Origin of the sequence: Streptomyces sp. NPDC058274, from assembly GCF_042881375.1 — a bacterium.
GTDB lineage: Bacteria > Actinomycetota > Actinomycetes > Streptomycetales > Streptomycetaceae > Streptomyces.
Genome location: NZ_JBHVXW010000011.1, coordinates 88883 through 115351, shown reverse-complemented (window position 1 = coordinate 115351; position 26469 = coordinate 88883). Strand labels below are relative to the sequence as shown.

Sequence of the window (26469 nt, the reverse complement as noted above, 5' to 3'; positions counted from 1 at the left end):
CGGTGGCGGCCGGCCGCCTCGGACCCGCAGCCGACGAACCGCGTGTAGTCTCCGGCGTCTCCGGCGTCTCCGGCGTCTCCGGCGTCTCCGGCGTCTCCGGCGTCTCCGGCGTCTCCGCGAAGCGCGGACGCGCCGTCCGCCCCGCCACGGAGTGTCGGGCAGGCAGCTGGGCGGACGGCGCGGAAACGGGCCGCCGCACTGTACGAGGGGGAGCCGGCGGCCCGGCCGGCCTCTTGCGAGGCATTTCAGTCAACCGGCCCGAAACGCTCCGCAACAGCGCGCGTACTGCCCGGATTCGAGCATTCCCTTCACACCCCGTGTGAAGGCGGACGCACTACGCTGGCGGCACCGAGCCACCGGAGGGCCTTCATGCAGCCCAACACCTTGCTCGACGCGATTCTCGACGAGGCCGGCATCTCCCACGCGGGACTCGCCGCGCACGTCAACCAGGCGGGGCGGGCGCGTGGCCTCGCGCTCAGATACGAACACACCGCCGTGGCGCGGTGGTTGAAGGGGCAGCGCCCCCGCGGCCAGGTGCCCGACCTGATCTGCGAAGTGCTCGCGGGACGCCTCCACCGGCCGGTCACGCTCGACGACATCGGCCTCGGCGTCCCCGGCGAGCCGTCCGCCCCGCACGGCACGACGCTCTCCGGCTTCGTCGAACGGGCCACCGCGCTGTGGCGCTCCGACGAACAGCAGCGCCCGCACATCCTCGGCGCTCCGGCCGTCACCGGCACACCGGCCGTGATGCCGGTGTGGGAGTGGGAGAACCCGCCCGAGGACGTCGACGTCTCGCGCGGCGGACGGCACCACGTCAGCATGGCCGACATCGACATGCTGCGCGCCGCCCGCGCCCACTACGAGCAGATGTACCGCAAGGCCGGCGGCATCGCGACCCGCACCCGCATCGTCGGCTTCCTCAACTCCGAGACCGCGCCCCTGCTGCGGGGCGGCTACACCGACGCCACCGGACGCCAACTCCACCGCGCCACCGGCGGGCTGGTCGCCATCGCGGGTATCTGCGCCTACGACTCCGACGCGCACGGGCTCGCGCAGCGCTACTTCCACCAGGCGCTGCGTCTGGCAAAGGCCAGTGGCGACCGGGGACTTGGCGCGTACGTCATAGCGCTCCTGGTCAATCAGTCGCTGTTCATGCGCGAGTACCGGCAGGCCGTCGCGTTCGCGGAGGCCGCGCTGCGCGCCGCGGGGCGGCACATCACTCCGGCGCTCGCCTCCGACCTCTACGCGATGCAGGCCAAGGCGTACGCGCACCTCGGTGACGGCAGCAGCGCCCTGTCCTGCATCCGGCGTGCCGAGCAGGCCGCCGAGCGCATCCGGCGCGGTTACGAGCCCGATGAGACCGGCTATGTCCAGCCGGGCCTCGTCAACGTACAGGTGGCGGAGGCGCTGCTCAGTCTCGGGGACCTGGTGGCCGCGGCCGAGCATGCGGCGGCCGCCGTGGACACTCCGGCGCACGACCGGGGGCGGGTGCACCGGCTCGCCATGCTCAGCCAGATCGAACTGCGTCAGGGCAACGCCGACAAGGCGGTGGCGACCGCGGTCCAAATGGCCGAGCAGGCGCGGGGGATGGAGTCCCAGCGACTGCGCGACAGACTGCGGGCGGTACGCGAACACCTGGTGGCCAGCGGCTGCGCAGGCACGTCGGCGGCGGCCGAACTGATCGACGGGGCACTGCGCGTACCGCTGTAGGCAGACGGTCGACGGGGCCCCGCGCGTGCGGGCTGCCGGCATCTGCGGGGCACCCGCAGGGAGACCCGTCCAACGGGCCCGGGAGACACGCCTCTTCCGGCCCCGGGACGGACCGACCCGGTCTCCGCCCGGCCACTGTGCCCCCGCTTGCCCGGAACACCGCGCCTGCCGCTGCGCTGTGAGCGGACTGCCGTGAGCTGCTGTCTGGACGCTCCTGCTGCGATATTGCCATCTACTCGGCGGAAGGTGGCAGAACCGTGCAGTGGACGAAACAGAACGAACAAACTGTCTATGAAAACCGCTGGTTCAGCGTCAATCTCGCGGATGTCGAGCTGCCGGACGGCCGGCACCTCGATCACTTCTTGATACGGCTGCGGCCCGTCGCCGTGGCCACTGTGGTGAATGAGGCCAACGAGGTGCTGCTCCTGTGGCGGCACCGCTTCATCACCGACAGCTGGGGATGGGAGCTCGCGGCGGGCGTCGTCGAGGACGGCGAGGACATCGCCGTCGCGGCGGCCCGCGAACTCGAGGAGGAGACCGGCTGGCGACCGGGCCCGCTGCGTCATCTGATGAGCGTCGAGCCCTGCAACGGGCTCACCGACGCCAGGCACCACATCTACTGGGCCGACGAAGGCACGTACATCGGACACCCCGTGGACGACTTCGAGTCGGACCGGCGGGAATGGGTTCCCCTGAAACTCGTTCCCGACATGGTCGCCCGCGGTGAGGTCCCGGCCGCCAACATGGCGGCCGCGCTGCTCCTCCTGCACCACTTGAGGCTCGGGCAGGACGCTGTGCCCTGATCCCTGCCGTGTCCTGGCCCTAGGGCCTGTCTGACAATTCCCGTCTGCCGCGCGACGCCATGCACGCTCCCCCACTGCCTTAAGGGCGTGGGAGGTGCCCCCACTCGGCGCACCGGGCGCAGAGCCAAGTACGACCAGTACGAGGCTCTACGCCCGGCACACCGAGAGCACGCACCTGACGCCGCGCGGCCGCCCTTCGGGCGACGACGGGAATTGTCAGACAGGCCCTAGTGGCCGAGAGCCTGCCAGACCGCGACGGCCAGTGCGCCCACGGCCGCGATGGCCGCGACCGCGGGCAGCGGCCAGCGGGTGTGCTCCATGGCGACGATCCGTGCGCTCAGGTCGTCGACCTCCTTGGCGGTCTGTTCGGCGCGGTGACTGAGCAGCGCCAGTCCTCCCTCGACGCGGGCATGGGCCACATCGAGGCGGCGGCGTAACTCTGCGAGTTCCCCCTGGACCACGGGATGCTCGGGGTCGGCGGTCACGTGTCCGCTCCTTTCCGTAGTCGTCACATCCCTTACTGCGCACGGAAAGTCAACTCGCCTGGTGGGCGCGTGGGGAGCGTGTGCGAGGGGCATATGCGGGCCCGGCGCGCACACGGTGTGTGAATGGCGCGGGCCCGGCCCTCGAAAGAGTGCCGGGCCCGCGCAAGCCCAGGTTTCACGCTGGGTAATCGGTAACTGCCGTGCGATCAGTAGCTGTAGAAGCCCGAGCCGGACTTCCGGCCGAGGCGGCCCGCGTCGACCATGCGCTGGAGCAGCGGGGGAGCGGCGTACAGCGGCTCCTTGTACTCCTCGTACATCGAGTACGCGACCGAGGCCACGGTGTCCAGGCCGATCAGGTCGGACAGCTTGAGCGGGCCCATCGGGTGCGCGCAGCCCAGCTCCATGCCGTTGTCGATGTCCTCGCGGCTCGCGATGCCCGACTCGAACATCCGGATCGCCGACAGGAGATACGGGATCAGCAGCGCGTTGACCACGAAGCCCGAGCGGTCCTGGGCGCGGATCGCGTGCTTGCCGAGGATCTTCTCGACGAGGGACTGCGCCCGGCTGAGGGTGCCCTCGGAGGTGGTGAGCGCCGGGATCAGCTCGACGAGCTTCTGCACCGGGGCCGGGTTGAAGAAGTGGATGCCGATGACCTGGTCGGGGCGCGAGGTGGCGACGGCCAGCTTCACCAGCGGGATCGAGGAGGTGTTGGAGGCGAGGATCGCGTCCTGCCGGGTCACGACCTGGTCGAGGACCTGGAAGATCTCGGTCTTGACCTGCTCGTTCTCGACGACGGCCTCGATCACCAGATCACGGTCGGCGAACTCGCCGAGGTCGGTGGTGAAGCTGAGCCGGTCCTGGGTGGCCTGGAGCTCGTCCGCGGAGATCTTTCCGCGCTCGGCCGCCTTCGAGAGGGAGTTGAAAAGGCGGGTACGGCCAATCTCCAACGCCTCGCCGGTGGTCTCGGCGACCTTGACGTCAAGGCCGGCACGGGCGCACACCTCGGCGATGCCCGCTCCCATCTGGCCGCAGCCCACCACTCCGACGCGTTCGATGTCGGTCACATCGTCCCTTTCGCTGATCATCGGGCTTGGCAGGATCCCCGTTATCCGGTGCCTGCTCCGATCGAGCACGTTACCTCCGAAGTCCCGGTGATCGATCGTGCGGGTCGGGCATGCTGTGCGGGGAGACGATCCGTGACGGCGCGGATCCGCAGCGTATGGGGGTGTGCAGATGGGGCGGGTGTCACGTCGGGCGTTCGCGGTGGCCGCTGTGGCGACGCTGTCGGGGCTCACGATGGCGGGGGACGCGCTGGCGGCACCCGGCGCGGAGGGAGCCGCCGGTGCGGCGGGCCGGCACCGGGCGAAGCGCGCGATGCGCGGCATGTGGCTCGCGACCGTCGCCAACCGGGACTGGCCCTCGCGGCCCGGACTGACCGCCGCCGAGCAGCGCGCCGAACTCCTCGCCCATCTCGACACGGCGGTCCGCCGTCGCCTCAACGCCGTGGTTTTCCAGGTGCGCCCCACGGCCGACGCGCTGTGGCCCTCGCCGTACGAACCGTGGTCGCAGTACCTCACCGGCGTCCAGGGCCAGGACCCCGGCTGGGATCCGCTCGGTACGGCGGTCAGGGAGGCCCACGCGCGGGGGCTGGAGCTGCACGCCTGGTTCAACCCCTACCGGATCGCCAACCACACCGACCCCACCAGGCTCGTCGCCTCCCATCCGGCGCGGCTGCACCCCGACTGGGTCGTGCCGTACGGCGGCAAGCTCTACTACAACCCGGGGCTGCCCGAGGTCCGCGCCTTCGTGCAGGACGCGATGCTCGACGCGGTGCGCACATACCGGATCGACGCCGTGCACTGGGACGACTACTTCTACCCGTATCCCGTCGCGGGCCAGGTCTTCGACGACGACGCGGCGTACGCGGCCCACGGCGACGGCTTCCCGGACCGGGCCGCCTGGCGCCGGTACAACATCGACCGGCTGGTGCTGGAGACGGCCGCCCGCATCAAGAAGGTCCGCCCCTCGGTCCGCTTCGGCATCAGCCCGTTCGGGGTGTGGCGCAACGCGGCGACCGACCCGCTCGGTTCCGACACCCGCGCCGGTGTGCAGACGTACGACGATCTGCACGCGGACACCCGGAAGTGGGTGCGGGAGGGGTGGATCGACTACATCTGCCCGCAGGCGTACTGGAACATCGGCTTCGCCGCGGCGGACTACGCCAAGCTGGTGCCCTGGTGGGCGAAGGTGGCCGAGGGCACCGGTGTACGGCTCTACGTGGGGGAGGCGCTCTACAAGGCCGGCGATCCCGCGCAGCCCGCGGCCTGGCAGGATCCGGCCGAGCTGTCCCGGCACCTCACCTTCGCCGCCGACTTCCCGCAGGTGCGCGGGCATGTCTTCTTCTCGGCCAAGGAAGTGGGCGTGGACCGGATCGGCGCGATGGCGCGCGTGGTCGCCGACCACTACGGGAAGCCGGCGAAGCCGCCGCGCTGAGCCCGCGCGTCGGGTGCCGGCGGGACGCCCGCACCCCGCGGCCGCCGTCCGGTCGCGGGGCCCGGCGGTTACGGCTGATCCGCCGGCCGGCTCCTAGCCCAGGTTTTCCCGGTGGCGGATTTCCGAGTCGGGGCCCGGGGACATCACGGCCTCGTGCCCGTCCTCGAAGCGCACGCGGTAGGGGGGTGTGCCCTCCGCCCCCATGACTTCGGTGATCTCTGCGACCTTGTCGTGCTGTCCGACAATCCTGCCGTGCTGGACTAGCTGGTCGCCCACGGTTGCACGCATCTGGAGGGCCTCCTCATCACGTGCGGGAACAGCGGTCGGTGGCCACGATTCTACGGCTGGAGACGCCGGTTGGCCCGGTCCGTACCGGCCCCCTCAGCCGCGCGTTCGCTGGGTGACGGCGATGCAGACCAGCACGGCGGCGGCCGTCAGGGGCGCGGCCGGTGTGAGGTGCTCACCGAGGAGCAGTACCGACCACACCAGTGTGAGCAGCGGCTGCGCCAGCTGCAACTGGCTGGCCTTCGGGACGCCGATCGCCGCCATGCCGCGATACCAGACGACCAGTCCGAGGAACTGCGAACCGGCCGCCACCCACAGCAGTCCCGTCACGCTGTGTGCCGTCAGCCGCGCCGGCTCGTACGACAGCGCGGCCAGCGCGCCGGGCAGCGACAGCGGCAGGCACAGGACCAGCGCCCAGCCGATGACCTGCCAGCCGGGCATGACCCGGGCCAGCCGGCCGCCCTCGGTGTAACCGGCGGCGCAGACCAGCAGCGCCCCGAAGAGATACGCGTCCGCGCCGGTCAGGGCGCCGCCGCTCTGCTGCACGGTGAACGCGATGACCGCCGCGGCGCCCGCGGACGCGGCGGCCCAGAAGGTACGGGAGGGCCGCACCCCGGTGCGCAGCGCCGACAGCAGCGCGGTCGTCAGCGGCAACAGCCCCACGACCACGGCCGCGTGGGAGGTGGTGGCCGTCTCCAGCGCGAGCGTGGTCAGCAGCGGGAAGCCGAGGACGACCCCCGCGGCCACCACGGCGAGCCCCGCCCAGTGCTCGCGGGCGGGCAGCCGTACGCGCAGCGCCAGCAGACAGCCACCCGCGATCACCGCCGCCAGCACACTGCGCACGGCCACCAGCGACCAGGGACCGAAGCCCTGCAGGCCCCAGGCGGTGGCGGGGAAGGTGAGTGAGAACGCGGCGACACCGAGGGCGGCCTGGAGGGTGCCGGCGGTGCCGGCCGCGACGGCCCGCTTCGGGCGGCGGCCGGTGCCGGCCGGTGTGCGGACCTCTGGCCCGGCGTCCGCGCGGAGGGGGAGGCGCTCGGCGGTGCGGGTGGTGTCGCCCGAGGCGTTGACCGCTATCCCGGTCGAGGCAGTAGCGCTATCCTGTGCTCTCATGCAAGAGCGTAGCAGTGTCGATGAACTGGCGTATCGGCTGCGGGACGAGCTCAACCGCTACTCGGCTGGTGGAAAACTGCCCTCGAGCCGGGCCCTCGTCGAGCGGTTTCGGGTGAGTCCCGTGACGGTGTCGCGGGCCCTCGCGCAACTGGTCGCCGAGGGGCTGGTGGTGACGCGGCCCGGATCCGGGGCCTTCCGGGCCGAGGCCCGCACGGCCTCCCCCGCCATCGGGGACACCGCCTGGCAGGAGGTGGCGCTGAGCGCGGACGCCACGGCCGAGGGCGTGCCGCGCACGGTCGACGCGTCCGGCGTGCTCGTCTCGCTGGCCGCACCCGCGCCGGGCGTCATCGAGTTCAACGGCGGTTATCTGCACCCCTCGTTGCAGCCCGAGCGTGCGATGGGCGCCGCCCTGTCCCGCGCGGGGCGCCGGCCCGGCGTCTGGGGGCGGCCGCCGATGGAGGGACTCGCCGAGCTGCGGGAGTGGTTCGCCCGGGGCATCGGCGGCGCGATCTCCGCGGCCGAGATCCTGGTCACCGCGGGCGGTCAGTCCGCGCTGACCACCGCCCTGCGGGCGCTTGCGCCGCCCGGTGCGCCGGTCCTCGTCGAGTCACCCACCTACCCCGGCATGCTGGCGATCGCCCGGTCGGCCGGTCTGCGTCCGGTGCCGGTGCCGGTGGACCCGGACGGGGTGAAGCCCGCCCTGCTCGCCGACGCCTTCAAGGCGACCGGCGCCCGGGTCTTCGTCTGCCAGCCCCTGTTCCAGAACCCGACCGGTGCCGTGCTCACGCCCGAGCGCCGGGGCGAGGTGCTCGCGATCGCCCAGGCCGCGGGAGCGTTCGTCGTGGAGGACGACTTCGTACGGCGGCTCGTGCACGAGGACGCCGGGCCGCTGCCGCGTCCGCTCGCCGCGGACGATCCCGACGGAGTCGTCGTGCACGTCGGCTCGCTGACCAAGGCGACCTCGCCCAGCTTCCGGGTGGGGGCGCTCGCCGCCCGCGGCCCGGTGCTCGAGCGGCTGCGCGCCATCCAGGTCGTCGACACCTTCTTCGTGCCGCGCCCCTTGCAGGAAGCCGCACTCGAACTCGTCGGCTCACCGGCGTGGCCGCGCCATCTCCGGTCCATCGCGACCGAGTTGAAGAACCGCCGTGACACGATGACGGCCGCTCTCCGCCGCCACCTGCCCGAACTCGCCCTGCCTCACGTCCCGTCCGGCGGCTACCTCCTCTGGCTGCGGCTGCCCGACGGCACGGACGAGTCGGCGCTGGTCGCTGCCGCCCTGCGCGCGGGGGTGGCCGTCGCTCCCGGCCGCCCGTACTTCAGTGCCGAACCACCCGCCGGTCACGTCCGGTTGAGCTTCGCGGCGGTCGCAGGGACGAGCGAGATCACGGAGGGGGTACGGCGGTTGCGGGTCGCCTGCGACGAGGTGCTGGGCTGACGGCACCGGAAGGGCGCGTGCCGGTATCGCGGTGGCCGGACCAGGGGAGGCCGCTCGTCTCCGTCTCCGGTGACTGCCGCGGGGGCCCGGTCCGGTCAGGGGAGTCGTACGCGCCTGCTTGCCCGCCCGCAGAGGAGGGCGATCGCCGTGCGCCGGGCCTCGACGACCCGTGGGACCGTTGGCCTCGCGCGGTGTGCGTGACTCGTTGGGTACCCTGAGTTACCCCTCTTGACCTGCGCTGTTTCGCGGATCACCATCGCCGCATGCATCTTCGGGTCACCTTCGTCGCTGCCGCGCGCAGCTCCTCGTTGCTCGCGGAGCGCTTCGAGGACGACCGGCCGCTGGATCAGGCCGGCTGGCACGAGGTGCAGCGCGTCGCACATGAACTGGTGCCGCTGTCGGCAGCCGAACTGCGCTACTGCTCGCCGACCCCGCGCAGCAGGGCCACCGGGGACGGGCTCGGCTACGCGCCGCTCGTCCAGCTCGCGCTGCGCGACTGCGACATGGGCCGCTGGCGCGGCTTCACGCTCGGCGAGGCGATGGCGCGCGAACCCGAGGCCGTGGACGCCTGGCTGTCCGATCCGCGCTCCGCTCCGCACGGCGGCGAGTCCCTGATGTCGTTCATCTCCCGGGTGGGCGCCTGGCTCGACACCCGGCCCGCCGACGACGGCAGCCGCATCGTCGCCGTCGCCGAACCCTCCGTGGTGCGGGCCGCGCTCGTCTACGCCCTGCAGGCCCAGCCGACCTCGTACTGGAACATCGACGTGCGCCCCCTGTCGACGGCCACCCTCACCGGGCACAACGGGCGCTGGAACCTGCGTCTGGAGGCCGGGTCGGGGCGCGTCTAGGCCCTGTCCGGCGGCCCCTGGGGCCGACTTGCCGGAGCGGCGATGCGCACGCGTGCGTACTCGGTCGTCAGGACCAGGTCCTTGGCGGGGCCGCCCACGCGCCACACCGTGCGCCAGTGGTCGGCGTCCCGGACGGTGAACTCGCCCCGGTAGAGGTCCGCCACGCACGGATGGTCGGCGACGTGACGCCCGCTCGTGAGGTCCAGGTCGTGGAAGGGGCGGCCGTCGGCGAACCGTACGGCCGCGGTGCCCGGACGTTCCCCCGGCAGGAACCACAGCGTCCGCTCCGCGGGCCGGGACGTGCCCTGCCAGTCGAACGTGCCGGACTCCTGGTGCAGGAGGCCGTCGCCGCCGTCCTCGAGCGGCGAGAAGACCGTCGTGCCCGTGAAGCGGCCCGCGGCGCCGGACGCCAGGTCCCGCACCTCGCGCTCCACCCGCCAGCTTCCGGCCAGATAACCGAGCACATCGGCCACCGGCCTGAACCCGCCCGTCCCGTCTCGCACTTCGTCCGCTCTCCGCTCTTGGCCGGTCATGACGCCGGATACCGCGCGACGCGTTGACGCGCTCCGGTCCCCTCCCCATCTTGGCGTGCGAAGTGCAGATCGACGTCCGATATTTCGAACAGCCTATTTCGAAGCACCACAGAGTCGCGGAGTATCCATGTCACCCACCGCACCCGCTGGAGACTCGGTCTCACCGCCGCCGCGCTCCTGGTGGCCTCGGCCGTCGTGCCTGGGCCCGACGCGGTGAACAGCGAGACGGGCACGGTCGTCTCGCCGGTCACCTCGGCCTTCGACGGGGGCGCCGGCCGGTTCGCGTACACCTTCCCGGCCAACTCGGTTCCGTTCCCGAGGATCAGGGCGCGGTGGACACCGGCAGCAGACCGCGCTCGGCGAACACCTTCTTCGCGACCAGGGTCGCGTTGAGCGCCTTCGGCATACCGCAGTACCCCGCGGAGTGCAGCAGGGCCTCGACGATCTCCTGGGGTGTGAGGCCCACATTGAGGGAGACGTTGATGTGCACGTCGAGCTGGGGCTCGCAGCCGCCGAGTGCGGTCAGCATGCCGAGGGTCATCAACTGGCGGTCGCGCGGGGCCAGTCCGGGCCGCGAGTAGATCTCGCCGAAGCCCCAGGCGACTATCTGGTGGGCCAGTTCGGGGTTGATGTCGGCCAGCGAGTCGAGGACCCGCTGTCCGGCCTGGTTGTCTATCTGCCTGAGGACCTCCAGGCCTTGCTCGAAGCGCTCTTCGCGGGTGGTGGGCTCGCTCATGTGGAGTCGTCCGTTCCCGGCTGCCCGCGCCGGGGCGAGCAGCCGTACAGGGGTCGGTCGTGCTGTCCAGGGCGGGTGGCATCACGGCTGACCGGCTTCCGGACGCGTTTCCGGATGTGGTCCGCCGGGCCGGCCGTGCGGTGACGCCGGTCGCCATCACCGGAGTCGCCACTACAAAACCGTAGAACGTGGAGTGCGCTCCAAGGCGAGGTGTTCCGGCGCTCGCCCTCCGTCGGCCCACCGTCCGCGTCTCCGTCAGCTCACCTTCTCGGTGAGGAACTCCTCCCAGGTCCGGTGGCCCGTGTCGGTGCCCGTCAGGGCGAGGTTCTCACCGGCGCGGTAGGCCTTGCCGGCTTTTCCGGGCATCCGCACCGGCATCAGCGGACGGCGCTTGCCGCGCGCGCCCAGGTAGCTGCGGAGGAGGTCGCCCATCGGGTACACCTTGGGCCCGGTCAGGTCGGGCACGAGACCGGTCGGCCCCTCCAGCGTCAACTCCACCAGACGGGCGGCCACTTCACGCGAGTCGACCGGCTGGAACTGCAGACCGCCGGGTACGGGGATGACGGGCATCCTGGTCATCTTCTCGGCCATCATCAGCACGATGTCGTGGAACTGGGCAGCCCGCAGCATCGTCCACGGGATACCGGATTCCGTCACCGCCCGCTCCGCCGCCAGCTGCGTCCTGAACCAGCCGATCGGCATCCTGTCCGCCCCGATCACGGAGATGTACACCAAGTGCTTCACCCCGGCCTGCCGGGCGGCCCGCACCAGGTTCTGCGTCACCTTGTCGTCGCCCTTGGTGCCGCCCGCCAGGTGCAGCACCGTCTCGACTCCTGCCAGGGCGGCCTCGAGGCCCTCGCCCTGGAGCAGGTCGACGGCGACGTGCTCGATGCCGTCGGCCTGCGTGCCGCCCTTCCGGCTCAGGACCCGGACCTGGCACCCGGCCGCCCGCAGCAGGGGGAGGACGTGGCGGCCCAGGTTGCCCGTGCCGCCGGTGACCAGGATGGGGGAGGTCGTCGTCATGGCAGTTCCTCGTTTCGTCAGGTCCGGGAGTCGTGCTCCCGGCTTCTTCGGCCGCGTTGTGTCGATCTACTGTTCTGACACCCGGCGACGAAGGAATGTGACACGTGGACGAAAACGAATCGCTGACGTCGCTGACGTCGCTGACGGAGGGGTTCGAGGAACAGCGACCTCATCTGCGGGCCGTCGCGTACCGGATGCTCGGCTCCCTCAGCGAGGCCGACGACGCCCTTCAGGAAGCCTGGCTGCGCGCGAGCCGGGCCGGCACCGCGGGCGTGGAGAACCTCGCCGGCTGGCTGACCACGGTCGTGGCGCGCGTGTGCCTGAACATGCTGCGCTCGCGCGATCACCGGCGGGAGGACCCGCTCGACGCACAGGTGTCGGACCCGGTCATGGGCCCGGAGCCGGGGAGCGACCCGGTCCAGGAAGCGGAGCTGGCCGACTCGGTCGGGCACGCGATGCTGGTGGTCCTCGACACCCTGGCCCCCGCCGAACGTCTCGCCTTCGTGCTGCACGACATGTTCGCGGTGCCCTTCGACGACATCGCCCCGATGATCGAGCGTTCCGCCGCCGCGACGCGCCAGCTCGCCAGCCGGGCCCGCCGCCGGGTCAAGGGCGGCGGCGCGGTGCCCGCCGCCGATCTCGCCCGGCAGCGCGAGGTCGTCGACGCCTTCCTGGCCGCCACCCGCGGCGGGAACTTCGACGCGCTGGTCGCCCTGCTCCACCCCGGTGTGGTGCTCCGGGCCGACAAGGCCGTCATCCCCACCCCCGAACCCATCCGCGTCAGCGGCGCGCACGCCGTCGCCAAGGGTGCGATGGCCGCCGTGGAACGCGCCCAGTTCACCGGCGTGGCCCTGGTCGACGGAGCCGTCGGCCTCGCCATGGCCCGCCACGGCCGACTCGTCCTGGTCCTCGCCTTCACCCTCACCGACGGCCACATCACCGAGATCGAGGTCATCGCCGAACCCCACCACCTCCGCCGCCTCGACCTCGCGGTACTCGACGCCTGACCCCCGGCCGGCTGTGCGCAACGCCCACCACAGCCGGCCGTCATCCGACGGACCCGGGCCCGCTGCGTCCGGTGCGGTGACGGGGCCCCGCAGGACGGGAACGACGTCGACAGATGGCGTCCGCCCACCGATACCCGCATTGCATAAACGTGCAGCAATACGTATAGTCATGCCATCAAGAGGAGGGTTCCATGGCGGTACGTGTGGCGGTGGCCGGGGCGAGTGGGTATGCGGGCGGGGAGCTGTTGCGGCTGCTTCTGGTGCATCCCGAGGTCGAGATCGGCGCCCTGACGGGCAACTCGAACGCGGGTCAGCGCCTGGGCGCACTGCAGCCGCATCTGCTGCCGCTCGCCGGCCGCGTCCTGCGGGAGACCACCGCCGAGGTGCTCGCCGGGCACGACGTCGTGTTCCTCGCGCTGCCCCACGGGCAGTCCGCCGCCGTCGCCGAGCAGCTGGGCCCCGAGGTCCTCGTCGTCGACATGGGCGCCGACTTCCGGCTGAAGGACCCGGCCGACTGGGAGAAGTTCTACGGCTCCGCGCACGCCGGGACCTGGCCGTACGGCCTTCCCGAACTGCCGGGTGCCCGTGCCGCGCTGGAGGGGTCCAAGCGTGTCGCGGTGCCCGGTTGCTACCCGACGGCCGCCTCCCTCGCGCTCTTCCCCGCGTACGCGGCCGGGCTCGCCGAGCCCGAAGCCGTGATTGTCGCCGCGTCCGGTACCTCGGGCGCGGGCAAGGCGCCCAAGGCACATCTGCTCGGCAGCGAGGTCATGGGCTCCATGTCCCCGTACGGCGTCGGCGGCGGCCACCGGCACACCCCCGAGATGATCCAGAACCTCGGCGCGGCAGCCGGCGAGCCCGTCACCGTCTCCTTCACCCCGACGCTGGCGCCGATGCCGCGCGGCATCCTCGCCACCTGCAGCGCGAAGGCCAGGGACGGGGTTACCACCGAGTCCGTACGGGCCGTGTACGAGAAGGCGTTCGCGGACGAACCGTTCGTGTACCTGCTGCCCGAGGGGCAGTGGCCGGCGACGGCGTCCGTCTACGGTTCCAACGCCGTTCAGGTGCAGGTCGCGTACGACGAGGCCGCGGGCCGCATCATCGCGATCAGCGCCATCGACAACCTGACCAAGGGCACCGCGGGCGGTGCCGTCCAGAGCATGAACCTCGCCCTCGGGCTCGACGAGTCCACCGGGCTGACGACGATCGGAGTCGCGCCGTGAGTGTGACGGCAGCACAGGGATTCACGGCCGCGGGCATCGCCGCCGGGATCAAGGAGAACGGCAACCCGGACCTGGCCCTGGTGGTCAACAACGGGCCCCGCCTCGCCGCCGCGGGCGTCTTCACCTCCAACCGCGTCAAAGCCGCGCCGGTGCTCTGGTCCGAGCAGGTGCTGAAGGGCGGGCAGGTCTCCGCCGTGATCCTCAACTCCGGTGGCGCCAACGCCTGTACGGGGCCGAAGGGCTTCCAGGACACGCACGCCACCGCCGAGAAGGTCGCCGACACGCTCGGTCTGAACGCCGCCGAGGTCGCCGTCGCCTCCACCGGGCTCATCGGGCTGCTGCTGCCAATGGACAGGATGCTGGCTGGAGTTGAGGCTGCCGCCGGTCAACTCTCCGAGCACGGAGGTGAGAAGGCCGCCATCGCCATCAAGACCACGGACTCGGTCCACAAGACGGCCGTAGTGACGAAGGCCGGCTGGACCGTCGGCGGCATGGCCAAGGGCGCCGGCATGCTCGCCCCCGGCCTCGCCACCATGCTCGTCGTCCTCACCACCGACGCCGACGTCGAGACCGACGTACTGGACAAGGCACTTCGGGCCGCCACGCGCACGACCTTCGACCGGGTCGACTCCGACGGCTGTATGTCCACCAACGACACCGTGCTGCTGCTCGCCTCCGGTGCCGCCCAAGTCACCCCGGAGTACGGGGAGTTCGCCGAGGCCGTCCGTGCTGTCTGTGACGACCTCGGTCAGCAGCTGATCCGGGACGCCGAGGGCGCAAGCAAGGACATCAAGGTCGAGGTGATCAACGCCGCGAGCGAGGACGACGCCGTCGAGGTGGGCCGGTCCATCGCCCGCAACAACCTCCTCAAGTGCGCGATCCACGGCGAAGACCCCAACTGGGGCCGGGTGTTGTCCGCGATCGGCACGACGAAGGCCGCCTTCGAGCCCGACGAGCTCAACGTCGCCATCAACGGTGTGTGGGTCTGCAAGAACGGCGGTGTCGGCGAGGACCGCGAGAAGGTCGACATGCGCTACCGCGAGGTCCACATCGTCGCCGACCTCGCCGCCGGGTCCGAGACCGCCACGATCTGGACCAACGACCTCACCGCCGACTACGTCCACGAGAACAGCGCGTACTCGTCATGAGCACTACTCGTAAGCACACCGCGCTCCCCAAGGCGCAGATCCTCATCGAGGCGCTGCCCTGGCTGACCCGGCACCGCGGCAAGACCGTCGTCGTCAAGTTCGGCGGGAACGCCATGGTCGACGAGGGGCTGAAGGCCGCGTTCGCCCAGGACATCGTCTTTCTGCACCACGCCGGCCTGAAGCCCGTCGTCGTGCACGGCGGGGGACCGCAGATCAGCGCCGCCCTCGACCGGCACGGCATCGTCAGTGAGTTCAAGGCGGGCCTCAGGGTCACCACCGAGGACGCCATGGACGTCGTACGCATGGTCCTCGCCGGGCAGGTGCAGCGCGAGCTGGTCGGACTGCTCAACCAGCACGGGCCGCTCGCTGTCGGCATGACCGGCGAGGACGCGCACACCATCACCGCCACCAAGCACCAGCCCGAGATCGACGGCGAGTTGGTCGACATCGGCCGGGTCGGCGAGATCACCGCAATCGACACGGGTGCCATCGAGGCCCTGCTCTCCGACGGCCGTATCCCGGTCGTCTCCTCGATCGCCCGCTCCCAGGACGACGGACATGTCTACAACGTCAATGCTGATACGGCGGCTGCGGCACTCGCTGCGGCGCTGGGTGCCGAAACCCTGATGGTCCTCACGGACGTCGAGGGCCTCTACGAGGACTGGCCGAACTCCGACGAGGTCATCAGCCGGCTCACCGCGAGCCAGCTGGAGAAGCTGCTGCCCGACCTGGCCAGCGGCATGGTGCCGAAGATGGAGGGCTGTCTGCACGCGGTACGCAACGGCGTCACCACCGCCCGCGTCATCGACGGCCGGGTCCAGCACTCGATCCTGCTGGAGATCTTCACCGACGAGGGGATCGGCACGATGGTCGTGCCGGACGAGACGACAGACGAGACGACCGAGGGGGACGCGTGACCGGGACCGCGACCAACGCAGAGCTCACCGAGCGCTGGCAGGGCTCGCTGATGAACAACTACGGCACCCCGCGCCTGCCGCTCGTCCGCGGCGAGGGCACCCGGTTGTGGGACGCGGACGGCAACGAGTACCTCGACTTCGTCGGCGGGATCGCGGTCAACGCGCTCGGGCACGGCCATCCCGCCATCGTCGAGGCCGTCAGCCGGCAGATCGCCGCCCTCGGCCATGTCTCCAACCTCTTCGTCGCCGAGCCGCCCGTCGCGCTCGCCGAACGGCTGCTCCAGCTCTTCGGGCGGGACGGCCGGGTGTACTTCTGCAACTCGGGCGCCGAGGCCAGTGAGGGCGCCTTCAAGATCGGACGGCTCACCGGCCGCACGCACATGGTGGCGACCGAGGGCGGCTTCCACGGCCGGACCATGGGCGCCCTCGCGCTCACCGGCCAGCCCGGCAAGCGGGACCCGTTCCTGCCGCTGCCCGGTGACGTCACGCATGTCCCGTACGGCGACGCGCAGGCGCTGGCCGAGGCGGTCACCGAGGACACCGCGCTGGTGATCATCGAGCCGATCCAGGGCGAGAACGGCGTGGTCGTGCCGCCGCCGGGCTATCTCAAGGCCGCCCGCGCGATCACCGCCGCCACCGGCGCCCTGCTGGTCCTCGACGAGGTGCAGACCGGAATCGGCCGTACCGGACACTGGTTCGAGTACCAGGCGCACGAAGGCGTCCTGCCGGACGTCGTCACGCTCGCCAAGGGCCTCGGCGGCGGACTGCCGCTCGGCGCGACCGTCGCCTTCGGCCGGGCGGCGGAACTCCTGAAGCCGGGCCACCACGGCACGACCTTCGGCGGCAACCCCGTCGTGTGCGCCGCCGGACTCGCCGTGCTCGACACGATCGCGTCCGAGGGCCTGCTGGAGAACGTCAAGCGCACCAGCGAGAAGCTGCGGGACGGAATCGAGTCACTCGGGCACCCGTTGATCGACCATGTCCGGGGTGCGGGCCTGCTGCTGGGTATCGTGCTCACCGAGCCGCTCGCGCCCCAGGCGCAGCAGGCGGCTCAGGACGCCGGCCTCCTGGTCAACGCGCCCGCCCCCGATGTCGTACGGCTGATGCCGCCGCTGAACCTCGGCGACGACGAGGTGGACGCGTTCCTCCGGGCCCTTCCCGGCGTCCTCGACGCAGTGCACGGGGAAGGACGATCCGGGGAATGAGACGACGATGAGTCAGGCGCAGGATCACGAGCACGCGGGGCCTGCCGTGCCGCAGACCCGCACCGCACGCCACCGCCGGATCGTGGACATCCTCAACCGGCAACCGGTGCGCTCCCAGAGTCAGTTGGCGAAGCTCCTCGCCGACGACGGGCTGACCGTCACGCAGGCGACGCTCTCCCGGGACCTGGACGAGCTGAACGCGGTCAAGATCCGCAACAACGACGGCGACCTGATCTACGCGGTACCGAGCGAGGGCGGCTTCCGCACCCCGCGCGCGCCGCTGGGGGAGTCGGCCAAGGAGGAGCGGATGCGGCGGCTCTCGGCGGAGCTGCTGATCTCCGCGGAGGCGTCCGCGAACCTCGTGGTCCTGCGGACGCCGCCGGGCGCCGCGCAGTTCCTCGCCTCGGCGATCGACCAGGCGGAGCTGCACGACATCCTCGGCACGATCGCCGGGGACGACACCCTGCTGCTGATCAGCCGCGAGCCCGCGGGGGGCCAGGCGCTCGCCGATCACTTGCTGCGGCTGGCTCAGAACAACCATTGAGGCGTACGTGAGTGGAGGGGCGCCCCCGCCCCCGGTCGGGGGGCGCCCCTCCGCTCACGTATCCGCGGTGCGCCGCGAACACTCAGCCCAGGTACTCGGCCAGGCCCCCGGTGCCCCGCACCTCGTTGCCCGCCGTGATGAGCAGCGCCTCCACGTCCGGCAGCGACTCGAGCCACGCCGGCGCCTGCTGCGACCCCATCGCGAAAGCGGCGGTCGCCCAGGCGTCCGCCCAGGTCAGCCGGGGACTCACCACGGTCACGGACAGCAGGTCGGTGACCGCGGGCTCACCCGTACGGGGATCGACGATGTGGGCGCCGCGCTCGGCGGTGCCGGAGGTGGCCACGGCCAGCTCGTCCGCGCCGGCCGCGGAGACGACCGCCGCGAGCGCACCGGGCCGCAGCGGGTCCGACACGCCGACCCGCCAGGGCCGCTGCGCGCCGGGTACGCCGTACAATTGCACATCGCCGCCGGCATTCACGCTCACCCCGCTCGCCCCGGCCGCGGCGAGCTGCCGGGCCGCGCGCTCGCCCGCCCAGCCCTTCACGATCCCGGTCGGGTCGAGCTGCCCCCGGTAGGTCGTGCTGAACCAGCCGTCGCTCAGCCGCTCGGCCTCGGCGCCCAGGCCGAGTACCTCGGCGACCTCCGGATCGCACTCCTCGACGCTCAGCTCACCCCGGGCCAGGCGCGAGAGCTGGCTGTCCTCGCGATAGGTGCTGAACACCTCGTCCACGCGGTGGAGCTGGGCGACCGCCTCGTCGAGCGCGGCCCGCACGGCGTCCGGCTCGCCGCCGCGTACGTCGAAGGAGAAGACCGTGCCCATGACCTCCTCCGCGTGACGCAGGACGGCCGGCGCCCGCGTCTGCGCCGGCTCAGCCACCGGCCTTGTCCAGGGCGGACTGCAGGGACTCCTTGTAGCCGCCGCTGGTGTAGGTGGCTCCGGAGACGGCGTCGATGTCAGCGGTGCCGGTGGTGACGGCCTCCTGGTTGAGTTTCGGTACGGCGTTGCCGGTGACCTGTGTGCTCTGGCCGCCGCTGGGCGCCTGGACGGCCTCGGCCCGGGTGACCTTGGTGCCGCTGAGGGTGAGGCGGACCTGGACGGGGCCGTACTGGGTCCGGGCGACATCGCCGGTGACCGTACGGGCCTGCGAGGACGATTGCTGCGAGCCGCCGCCCTGGGGCGACTCCTGCCCGGCCGCCGTCGGCCGGGGTGCCGGCGCGCCCTGCGCCGACGCCGCGGCCGGATCGGACGCGGGCTTCAGCGTCAGCAACAGGACGATCCCGGACACGGTGGCGGCGCCTGCGAGCACGGCACGCCGGATGGGGTGGCTCTTCTTCATCGCTCCTGACTCCCGTCGCTCACATCTCGAACGACTCGTGATGGATCCGCCGGGCGGGGACTCCCGCGCCGCGCAGTGCTTCGTAGACCTGCTGCGCGAAGCCGGGCGGCCCGCACAGGAAGACGTCGTGGGAATCGATGTCCGGCAGCTTCCGGCGCAGGGTCTCCGCCGAGATGTCGGGGCGCTCCCCGTCGGGGCTGTTCACCGCGTACATCAGCCGGGCGCCGCGCTCCTCGGCGATACCGGCGAGCTCGTCCCACAGGGCCAGGTCCTGGGTGCTGTTGGCCCGGTAGAGCAGCGTCAGGTCGCCGGACGCGCCGGGCAGCGTCTCGAACAGCGCCCGCATCGGCGTGATGCCCACGCCGCCCGCCACCAGCAGGACCTTGCCGCGGCTGCGCCGGGCCGCCGTCAGCGCCCCGTACGGCCCCTCGGCCCACACCCGGGTGCCGGGCTCCAGGTCGCGCAGCGCGGCGCTGTGGTCGCCGATCGCCTTCACCGTGATCCGCAGCATGGTGGGGCGGGGCGCCGCCGACAGCGAGTACGGGTGGGAACTGAGCCGCATCCCCGGTGCCAGGAACCGCCAGCGGAAGAACTGCCCTGCCTCGGCGCCCATCCGGTGCAGCTTCCGCCCGCTGATCAGCACCGACACGATCCCCGGCGTCTCCTCGATCACCGCCTCGACCCGCATCCGGTGCCGCAGGTTCAGCCGGACCGGCACCAGCACGCGGTACCAGAGCGCCAGCGCGGTCACCGACCCGTACAGCCCGTACCAGACCGTCTTCGCGGTGGGTTCGACGGCGAAGTCGTTGCCGGTGGAGATCTGGTGCCAGAACGTCAGGAACACGGCGGCGTAGGTGAGCAGATGCACGTGGTACCAGAGGTCGTACGGGATCCTGCGCCGCAGCGCGCCGATCGAGATGAACCCGATGAACAGCAGCAGACCGGTGCCGATCGCGGCCTTGCCCATGTCCGGGAGCTGCTGGACGGAGTCCACCGTCTGCTGGACGATCGCGCCGAAGCCGTTGCCGGCCTGCAGGGCGTACCCGTACATGATCAGCACCAGATGGGCGAGGACCAGACACAGGGTGTAGCGGCCGCTCATGGCGTGCCAGCGCGCGACCCGGTCCGAGCCGACCCGGCGCTCCAGGGCGGGCACCCGGGCCATCTGGAGCACCACGAGTGCCATCAGATAGCCGGCGAGCAGCCCGGTGATGCGTCCGGCGTTGAGGATCTTGCTGTTGTCGTCCGCGATGGACGGGGTGTTGCTCCACCACAGCCAGATCACCCCGGCCGCGCCCGCCCAGACGGCGAGCAGCAGCGGGACGGCGGGCGAGCGTCGAGGGCGGATACGGCGCATGGTCTGGCGCCGCGCGGCGCGACCACCGGCGATCGTGGACACGGTTCCTCCGTGTTCCTCCGTGGGGACGGGGCAAGGGGAGTGGCCCCCTGGCACAGAGATACGGTCCACGAAGGCCGTGCGTTCAGACGCCTGCCGAGTCCAGTGCCGACTGGAGGGACTGGGTGTAACCGCCGCTCGTGTAGGTGGCCCCGGAGACGGAGTCGATCTGGGCGCTCTGTGCGGCCAGTACCTCACGCTTGAGCTGGGGAATCGCGTAGCTGTTGATCTCCTGGTCGCGCGGATTGTCCTGGGGGTAGGCGACCGCGGTCACATCGGTGATCCTGCCGTTCTTCACCGTGACGCGCACCTGGACCGGCCCGTAGCGGGTCTGGACCGAGTCACCGGTGACCGTCTTCGTGCCGGTGCTCTTCGAGGTCCCCGACGAGCCCGACGAACTCCCGGAGGACGCGGACTGGCTGCTGGGCGAGGACGCCTGGGCGAGCGACGGCGGGGTGTGCGGCTTCAGCGACAGGAGCAGGACGACACCGGTGACGGTGGTGACGGCCGCCAGGGTCACGCGGCGCAGCGGACGGTGTTTCTTCAGGGCGTGCAAGGCGGCCTCACAGCTCGAACGACTCGTGGTGGATACGGCGGTCGGGGACCCCGGCCGTGCGCAGCGCCGCGTACAGGTCCCGGGCCATCGCGGGCGGGCCGCACAGATAGACGTCGTGCCCGGCGACATCGGGCACGGACGCCCGCAGCGCCTCGGCGGTGAACTGCGGACGACTCCCGTCGGCGCCGTTGACCGCGTACAGGACGCGCGCCCCGCGCCACTGCGCTATCGACTCCAGTTCGGCGCCCAGCGCGAGGTCCTCCGGGGTCCGCGCGCGGTAGAGCAGCGTCACCTCGCCGGGCCCGCCGGGTATCGACTCGAAAAGGGCCCGCAGTGGAGTGATCCCGACGCCGCCCGCGATCATCAGCACCTTGCGGGAGGTGCGCCGCTCGGCGGTCATCGAGCCGTAGGGGCCCTCGGCCCACACCCGGGTGCCCGGCCGCAGCAGTCCCACGGAGGCGCTGTGGTCGCCGAGCGCCTTCACGGTGATCCGCAGCAGGTCGGGGCGCGGCGGCGCCGACAGCGAGTACGGCGTGGACGTCCAGCGCATCCCGTCCGCGAGGAACCGCCAGCGGAAGAACTGGCCGGACTGCGCGCCCATCTCCTCGAGGTGATCCCCGCGTACCACCACCGAGAACACTCCCGGTGCCTCGCGGTGCACGGACTCCACCCGCAGCTTGTGGCGCAGATTGAGCCGCACCGGCGCGAGCAGCCGGTACCAGACGACGAGGGCGGCGGTGCCCAGGTAGAGCACGTACCAGGCGGCCTGGGCGAGCGGGTTGCCCACGAAGTCGGAGCCGAGGGAGAGCTGGTGGAAGAAGGCGAGGAAGACGGCCGCGTAGGTGAGCAGGTGCAGGTAGTACCAGAACTCGTGACTGACCCGGCGGCGCACCGCCCGCGCCGACACGATCCCGACGGCGAAGAGGATGACCGTGCCCGCCGTGGCCTTGAGCATGTCCGGATAGTCGAGGACGATGCTGAGCGTCTCGCGCACGATGCCGGACCCGTCCTGGGCCGCGTACCCGAAGAGGATCAGGGTGACGTGCGCGACCAGCAGACAGACCGTGTACCGGCCGGCCATCGCGTGCCAGCGGGCCACCCGGTCGGATCCGACACGCCGCTCCAGGAGCGGGACCCGGGCCATCAGCGCCACGAGCACCGCGCAGCTGTAGCCGCACAGCAGCCCCGCGATCCGCCCCGCGTCGGTGAGCCAGCCGGCGAGGCCCACCACCGACCGGGTGTCGAACCACCACAGGGCCACGACGGCGGCGGCTCCGGCCCACAGCAGGGCCAGCAACGGCCCGGCCGGCGAGGGCCGGGGCCGCTTGCGGCCGTGTGTCGGGCGGGGCGCCGTGGCCCGCTCGTCGTACATCGTGGTCATCTGTCCGCCTTTCCGGCTGTCCTGGAGGAAACTGTCCGTCGCGAACCTCTGAGGACGCTCTGAGCGGGGGCGTTCCGGACGGACTCACAGCAGACTGAGAGTCAGCCGCCACTGCCCGGTCGGGCGGCGCCGACGCCGGCCGGCACCGCCTGCCCAGGGCATCCGGGAGCGGACCGGCGGACACGGCCGGCGGAACCGAGCGGCGGTCCGTCCGGAGGACTCAGAGGAAACTCAGAGGCAGGACGCGCGGGCGCGGCCTTCGTGAGGGGTGATCCTGGTAGACGAGATGAACACTCCCCGCTCCCGCGGCACCGGGCTGCCCGCGCTCACCCGTCCCGACGGCACGCCCGTCCGCGTCCTCGTGGTCGACGACGACCCCGATCTGGCCGAGGTCCTCTCCGGTGCCCTGCGGTACGAGGGCTGGGAGGTGCGGACGGCGGGCGACGGAGCGTCGGCCGCCGCCGCGGCACGCGAACTGCTGCCGGACGCGGTCATCCTCGACGTCATGCTCCCGGACACCGACGGCTTCGGCGTCCTGCGAGATCTGCACACGGTCCAGCCGTCGGTGTGCGTGCTGTTCCTCACCGCGCGCGACGCCGTCGAGGACCGCATCGCGGGCATCACGGCGGGCGGCGACGACTACGTCACCAAGCCGTTCAGCCTGGAGGAGGTCGTGGCCCGGCTGCGCGGACTGCTGCGCCGGGCCGGGATGGCGCGTCAGCTGGACGAGGGACCCCGCCTGACCGTCGGTGACCTCGTCATCGACGAGGAGGCCCGCGAGGTCACCCGCGGCGGCGAGCTGATCGAGCTGTCGCCGACCGAGTTCGAACTGCTCCGCTTCCTCATGCGCAACCCCCGGCGGGTGCTCAGCAAGGCGCAGATCCTCGACCGCGTCTGGTCCTACGACTTCGGCGGCCAGGCCCATGTGGTGGAGCTGTACATCTCGTATCTGCGCAAGAAGGTGGACGCGGGCCGCGAGCCCATGATCCACACGGTGCGGGGCGCGGGGTACGTGCTCAAACCGGGGGCAGGCCGATGAGCCGCCGGTGGCGTGGGGCGCGGGGATCAGAAGGGGCCTCGGGGCCAGAAGAGGCTCAGGGGCCAGAAGGCGCTCAGGGGTCACACGCCGTGTCGGGGACGCCGGGCGCGCCGGGGGCCCCGGAGAACCCGGGAGCGCGGCCGGCGCCGGGCACGCACGCCGACCCCAGCGGGCAGGGCGGTCCGGCCGACCAGGACGTACGCCACGGCCGAGCCGCGCCGGGAACACAGCCCGCACAAGGCACGCACGCCGCACCCGCGGGCCGCTCGCGCCGCCCCCGGCTGCCCCGTCTGCACACCCTGCGGGCCCGCCTCACCGCCGGACTCGTGGTCCTCCTCGCCATCAGCTGCGCTGCCGTCGGGGTGGCGGCCGTACTGGAACTGGACGGATTCCTCACCGGGCGCCTGGACCAGCAACTGCACGACGCGGGCTCCATGTTCCCGGCGAGCCTGGAGCACGACCGCCGGCCCTCGGACCACGACGGCGACGAGTACGGCGACACCCGCCGGCAGCCCACCGGCACCTTCGGGGCCCGGCTGGTCGGCAGCACGGTCACCAACGCGGCCGTCGTCCGCTCCGGCAGCGCCGCCGCCGACCTGAACGTTGCGCTGACGGCCGGCGACAAGAAGACTCTGGCCGCTCTGCCGGTCGACGACAGCCCGCGCAGCGTGCACCTCGCCTCGCTGGGCGGCTACCGCGTCATCGCGTGCGACGGTCAGGACGGCGACGTCCTGATCACCGGGCTGCCACTGGAGCCGGTGGAGGCCGCCGTCCACCGCCTGGAACTCGTCGCCGGCTGTGTCTTCGGTGCCGCCCTCGCCGTCACCGGCGTGGCCGGCGCGCTGTGGGTGCGCTGGTCGCTGCGTCCGCTGAGCCGGGTCGCCGCGACGGCCACCAGGGTGAGTGAACTCCCGCTCGCCAGCGGCGAGGTGGCGCTGCCGCCCCGGGCACCCGAATCCGATCCGCGCAGCGAGGTGGGCCGGGTGGCCGCCGCCTTCGACCGCATGCTCCGCCATGTCGAGGACGCTCTGACCAAACGGCACGCGAGTGAGGAACGGCTGCGCAGTTTCGCGGCCGACGCCAGCCACGAGCTGCGTACCCCCGTCGCCTCCGTCCGCGGACACGCCGAACTCGCCCTGCTGCACCCGGAACCGGTGCCGCCGAAGGTGACCCACGCCCTGGAGCGGATCGCCGCGGAGTCGGCACGCATGGGCGAGATGGTCGACGACCTGCTGCTGCTGGCCCGCCTCGACGCGGGCCGCCCGCTGGAACGGCTCCCCGTCGACCTCACCCGGCTCGTCCTCGACTCGGTCGCGGACGCCCGTGCCGCCGGCCCGGGCCATCGCTGGACGCTGGAGCTGCCCGAGGAACCGGTGACCGTGACGGGCGACGCCCACCGGCTCGCCCAGGTGGCGGCCAACCTGTTGGCCAACGCCCGTTTGCACACGCCCGTGGGCACCAAGGTCACGGTCTCCCTGCGGACGGCGGGGACCACCGCCGTGCTGACCGTGGCGGACGACGGCCCCGGTGTGCCCGAGGACGTCCGGCCCGGCGTCTTCGAACGCTTCACCCGCGCGGACCGCCGGCGCGCCGAGGGCCCGGGCGGCGGCGCCGGGCTCGGCCTGTCGATCGTGGCGGCGGTGGTCGACGCGCACGCCGGCAGTGTGGGACTGGAGAGCCGCCCGGGATCCACGGCGTTCACCGTGAGCCTGCCGGCCACGCCGGCGGACGCGGACGGCGCCTGAGGGACCGGGCCACCCCGCTGTCGGCACGCAGCCGCCCTCAGCCGGTTTGCCGGCAGATCAGCAGGTCAGTAGCGGACGATCGCCGTCGCCCCGCCCCGCGTCCCGATCGCCAGGTGCGGCTTGCGTGCCGGGTCCGCCCACGCCAGGATCCGCCGCATCGCGGGCGCCGGCACGGACACGCAACCGGCCGTCGCCCCCTTCCCGTTGACATGCAGGAAGATGCCCGCGCCCCGGCCGCGCACGGGCCGGTGGTAGTTGAAGCCGATGACGAAGGCGTACGCGTACTGCGTCCGGTACGAGACCAGGTGCTCGGACTCCTTGGCGCGGCAGTCGGCCGGGCGGGGCTCGGTCCAGCGGTTGTAGGCGCTGGAGCGGTTGTCCTGGCACCACCAGGAGCTCTTGTGCACCCGGCGGTACGGCGCCCTGGTCCCCTTGGGCGCGGTCTTGATCCCGAACGCGAAGGGGAGGCCGTACAGGCCGGTGGGGGTCGTGTTGGTGCCCTGTTTGCGTGCGCGGCCCTCGGTGAGACCCCTGGCCCCGAAGCGCGCCGCCGCCGAACCGGCCTTGACCCAGCGCCCGTCGCGCCGGTTCCACCAGGTGAGCGTGCCCGTCGTCGAGGACGTGCGCGAGGCCTGAGCGGTGATCAGCTGGCTGCCGCCGCCGGTGTCCGCCATCCGCTCCGGGAGAGTCGGCGGGCAGCTGCTCGGGGCCAGCGTGAGCAGGGACGCGGACGCGAGGACGGCGGCAGCGAGGCGCATGGCTCAGACCGTACTGGGGGGCAACGGCAACGGCAGCCCAGGTAGGCCATCCAGGCTGGTGGCCACGTGGTCCTTCTTGTGGAAGTACGCGTCCAGCGAGACGTCGTCCTCGCGCGCGAACCGCTTGGCGTGCAGCTCGCGGTCCTCGTCGTACGACATGTAGGGCACCGCGTAGCCGCAGGTGTCCCGGATGAGCTCGGCCGTCACGACGATGACCGCGCGCAGGCCGTGCGGGGTCGGGTCGATGTCCGGGAAATGGGTGAGCAGTTCCCTGAAACGCGGGTCGTCCCGGAAGACCGGTTCACCGCGGCCGTGCACCCGCACGATGTTCGGGGGGCCCTGGAAGGCGCACCACATCAGGGTGATCCGGCCGTTCTCGCGCAGATGCGCGATGGTCTCCGCGTTGCTCCCGGCGAAGTCGAGGTAGGCGACGGTCAGTTCGTCGATCACGGCGAAGGAGCCGGTGAGTCCCTTGGGGGAGAGGTTCACCGTGCCGTCCGGCGACAAGGGTGCGGTCGCGGTGAAGAAGAGGGGCTGCGCCTCGATGAACGTACGCAGTCTGCCGTCTATGCGCTCGTAGGTCTTTCCCATGTCCGACGATTATCGGGCAATGTCTTTCGTTTGTCTAAGGAATTACAGGTTCCGTGTTCTTCCGGTTCCTTCCAGGGCCCGCATCCGCGCCGTCGGCGACCCTGGATTGACGAACCATGCGGACTCCTGCATACTCATGCATGTCAGCGAATGCACTGTGA

General features: G+C 71.8%; 26 protein-coding genes and 1 pseudogene. 13 read left to right on the top strand and 14 right to left on the bottom strand.

All coding sequences use genetic code 11. The features are described 5' to 3' along the window. The first annotated feature begins 369 nt into the window (after window positions 1-369). Window positions 370-1710 carry a transcriptional regulator gene (locus tag ACFVYF_RS22590; RefSeq protein ID WP_389457872.1) on the top strand — a complete coding sequence of 447 codons (1341 nt, stop codon included), beginning with the start codon at window positions 370-372 and terminating at the stop codon, window positions 1708-1710. 257 nt (window positions 1711-1967) lie between these two features. Beyond that, window positions 1968-2513, top strand: a complete 546-nt coding sequence (locus tag ACFVYF_RS22585; protein WP_389457870.1) for an NUDIX hydrolase — start codon at window positions 1968-1970, stop codon at window positions 2511-2513. A 227-nt stretch (window positions 2514-2740) separates the two neighbouring features. Here the strand turns inward: ACFVYF_RS22585 and ACFVYF_RS22580 are convergent, their stop codons facing one another. Further along, a complete protein-coding gene (locus ACFVYF_RS22580; protein WP_389457868.1) occupies window positions 2741-2998 on the bottom strand; it encodes a hypothetical protein in 258 nt (85 codons plus the stop codon). 206 nt (window positions 2999-3204) lie between these two features. Continuing rightward, window positions 3205-4083, bottom strand: a complete 879-nt coding sequence (locus ACFVYF_RS22575) for a 3-hydroxybutyryl-CoA dehydrogenase (protein WP_383286708.1) — start codon at window positions 4081-4083, stop codon at window positions 3205-3207. Window positions 4084-4231: 148 nt separating this feature from the next. Between ACFVYF_RS22575 and ACFVYF_RS22570 the strand changes: the two genes are divergently transcribed. Beyond that, window positions 4232-5491 carry a glycoside hydrolase family 10 protein gene (locus tag ACFVYF_RS22570; RefSeq protein WP_389457866.1) on the top strand — a complete coding sequence of 420 codons (1260 nt, stop codon included), beginning with the start codon at window positions 4232-4234 and terminating at the stop codon, window positions 5489-5491. A gap of 93 nt (window positions 5492-5584) precedes the next feature. On the opposite strand, the gene ACFVYF_RS22565 is transcribed toward ACFVYF_RS22570, so the two are convergent. After that, a complete protein-coding gene (locus ACFVYF_RS22565; RefSeq protein WP_389457864.1) occupies window positions 5585-5779 on the bottom strand; it encodes a DUF1918 domain-containing protein in 195 nt (64 codons plus the stop codon). A gap of 93 nt (window positions 5780-5872) precedes the next feature. Then, on the bottom strand, window positions 5873-6889 hold the full coding sequence (locus ACFVYF_RS22560) for a DMT family transporter (RefSeq protein WP_389457862.1): 1017 nt from the start codon (window positions 6887-6889) through the stop codon (window positions 5873-5875). Between ACFVYF_RS22560 and ACFVYF_RS22555 the strand changes: the two genes are divergently transcribed. Beyond that, window positions 6888-8324, top strand: coding sequence for a PLP-dependent aminotransferase family protein (locus ACFVYF_RS22555; RefSeq protein WP_389457860.1), 1437 nt, complete (start codon window positions 6888-6890; stop codon window positions 8322-8324). The two genes, ACFVYF_RS22560 and ACFVYF_RS22555, sit on opposite strands and share 2 nt — an antisense overlap. Before the next feature lie 263 nt (window positions 8325-8587). Continuing rightward, complete coding sequence (locus ACFVYF_RS22550; protein ID WP_389457858.1) at window positions 8588-9172, top strand: histidine phosphatase family protein; 585 nt, start codon at window positions 8588-8590, stop codon at window positions 9170-9172. Here the strand turns inward: ACFVYF_RS22550 and ACFVYF_RS22545 are convergent. From ACFVYF_RS22545 to ACFVYF_RS22535, 3 genes are all read right to left on the bottom strand, one after another. Beyond that, window positions 9169-9705 carry a DUF6314 family protein gene (locus tag ACFVYF_RS22545; protein WP_389457856.1) on the bottom strand — a complete coding sequence of 179 codons (537 nt, stop codon included), beginning with the start codon at window positions 9703-9705 and terminating at the stop codon, window positions 9169-9171. The genes ACFVYF_RS22550 and ACFVYF_RS22545 overlap by 4 nt on opposite strands. A 322-nt stretch (window positions 9706-10027) precedes the next feature. After that, window positions 10028-10441 (bottom strand): carboxymuconolactone decarboxylase family protein, encoded by a 414-nt coding sequence (locus ACFVYF_RS22540; protein ID WP_389457854.1) that lies wholly within the window; start codon window positions 10439-10441, stop codon window positions 10028-10030. 255 nt (window positions 10442-10696) lie between these two features. Further along, complete coding sequence (locus tag ACFVYF_RS22535) at window positions 10697-11464, bottom strand: SDR family oxidoreductase (RefSeq protein ID WP_389457852.1); 768 nt, start codon at window positions 11462-11464, stop codon at window positions 10697-10699. Window positions 11465-11658: 194 nt separating this feature from the next. Here ACFVYF_RS22535 and ACFVYF_RS22530 point away from each other — a divergent pair, with 194 nt between their 5' ends. The 6 genes from ACFVYF_RS22530 to ACFVYF_RS22505 all read left to right on the top strand — a co-directional run bounded on the left by ACFVYF_RS22530 (window position 11659) and on the right by ACFVYF_RS22505 (window position 17505). Beyond that, the gene (locus ACFVYF_RS22530) at window positions 11659-12471 is read left to right on the top strand and encodes a sigma factor (RefSeq protein ID WP_389458043.1); all 813 of its coding nucleotides are present in this window, start codon (window positions 11659-11661) and stop codon (window positions 12469-12471) included. A 191-nt stretch (window positions 12472-12662) separates the two neighbouring features. Continuing rightward, window positions 12663-13691, top strand: a complete 1029-nt coding sequence (gene argC, locus ACFVYF_RS22525; protein ID WP_389457850.1) for an N-acetyl-gamma-glutamyl-phosphate reductase — start codon at window positions 12663-12665, stop codon at window positions 13689-13691. Further along, window positions 13688-14839: a bifunctional glutamate N-acetyltransferase/amino-acid acetyltransferase ArgJ gene (gene argJ, locus ACFVYF_RS22520; protein WP_389457848.1), complete on the top strand. Its 1152-nt coding sequence runs from the start codon at window positions 13688-13690 to the stop codon at window positions 14837-14839. The genes argC and argJ overlap by 4 nt, the downstream gene beginning before the upstream one ends. Further along, window positions 14836-15756 carry an acetylglutamate kinase gene (argB, locus tag ACFVYF_RS22515; RefSeq protein ID WP_389457846.1) on the top strand — a complete coding sequence of 307 codons (921 nt, stop codon included), beginning with the start codon at window positions 14836-14838 and terminating at the stop codon, window positions 15754-15756. Before argJ ends, argB begins: the two co-directional genes overlap by 4 nt. Then, window positions 15753-16961 carry an acetylornithine transaminase gene (locus ACFVYF_RS22510; RefSeq protein WP_389457845.1) on the top strand — a complete coding sequence of 403 codons (1209 nt, stop codon included), beginning with the start codon at window positions 15753-15755 and terminating at the stop codon, window positions 16959-16961. Before argB ends, ACFVYF_RS22510 begins: the two co-directional genes overlap by 4 nt. Window positions 16962-16968: 7 nt before the next feature. Continuing rightward, complete coding sequence (locus tag ACFVYF_RS22505) at window positions 16969-17505, top strand: arginine repressor (RefSeq protein ID WP_389457843.1); 537 nt, start codon at window positions 16969-16971, stop codon at window positions 17503-17505. Between the two features lie 82 nt (window positions 17506-17587). Here the strand turns inward: ACFVYF_RS22505 and ACFVYF_RS22500 are convergent, their stop codons facing one another. From ACFVYF_RS22500 to ACFVYF_RS22480, 5 genes and pseudogenes are all read right to left on the bottom strand, one after another. Further along, window positions 17588-18325, bottom strand: a complete 738-nt coding sequence (locus tag ACFVYF_RS22500) for an FAD:protein FMN transferase (RefSeq protein ID WP_389458041.1) — start codon at window positions 18323-18325, stop codon at window positions 17588-17590. Window positions 18326-18386: 61 nt separating this feature from the next. Beyond that, window positions 18387-18842, bottom strand: a pseudogene (locus ACFVYF_RS22495) (FMN-binding protein); the annotation flags it as partial. Window positions 18843-18861: 19 nt separating this feature from the next. After that, entirely contained in the window at window positions 18862-20199 is a 1338-nt protein-coding gene (locus ACFVYF_RS22490) for a ferric reductase-like transmembrane domain-containing protein (protein WP_389458039.1), read from the bottom strand. Between the two features lie 124 nt (window positions 20200-20323). Beyond that, a complete protein-coding gene (locus ACFVYF_RS22485; RefSeq protein WP_389457841.1) occupies window positions 20324-20794 on the bottom strand; it encodes an FMN-binding protein in 471 nt (156 codons plus the stop codon). A gap of 7 nt (window positions 20795-20801) precedes the next feature. Beyond that, window positions 20802-22175 carry a ferric reductase-like transmembrane domain-containing protein gene (locus tag ACFVYF_RS22480; RefSeq protein WP_389457839.1) on the bottom strand — a complete coding sequence of 458 codons (1374 nt, stop codon included), beginning with the start codon at window positions 22173-22175 and terminating at the stop codon, window positions 20802-20804. 286 nt (window positions 22176-22461) lie between these two features. Between ACFVYF_RS22480 and ACFVYF_RS22475 the strand changes: the two genes are divergently transcribed. Both ACFVYF_RS22475 and ACFVYF_RS22470 read left to right on the top strand, forming a co-directional pair. Continuing rightward, window positions 22462-23214 carry a response regulator transcription factor gene (locus ACFVYF_RS22475; RefSeq protein ID WP_389457837.1) on the top strand — a complete coding sequence of 251 codons (753 nt, stop codon included), beginning with the start codon at window positions 22462-22464 and terminating at the stop codon, window positions 23212-23214. 281 nt (window positions 23215-23495) lie between these two features. Then, window positions 23496-24959, top strand: a complete 1464-nt coding sequence (locus ACFVYF_RS22470) for an ATP-binding protein (protein WP_389458037.1) — start codon at window positions 23496-23498, stop codon at window positions 24957-24959. A 65-nt stretch (window positions 24960-25024) separates the two neighbouring features. Here ACFVYF_RS22470 and ACFVYF_RS22465 read toward each other — a convergent pair whose 3' ends face one another. Next, a complete protein-coding gene (locus ACFVYF_RS22465) occupies window positions 25025-25717 on the bottom strand; it encodes a L,D-transpeptidase (RefSeq protein ID WP_389457835.1) in 693 nt (230 codons plus the stop codon). Between the two features lie 3 nt (window positions 25718-25720). Then, window positions 25721-26308, bottom strand: coding sequence for a pyridoxamine 5'-phosphate oxidase family protein (locus tag ACFVYF_RS22460; protein ID WP_389457833.1), 588 nt, complete (start codon window positions 26306-26308; stop codon window positions 25721-25723). Between the last annotated feature and the right edge of the window lie 161 nt (window positions 26309-26469).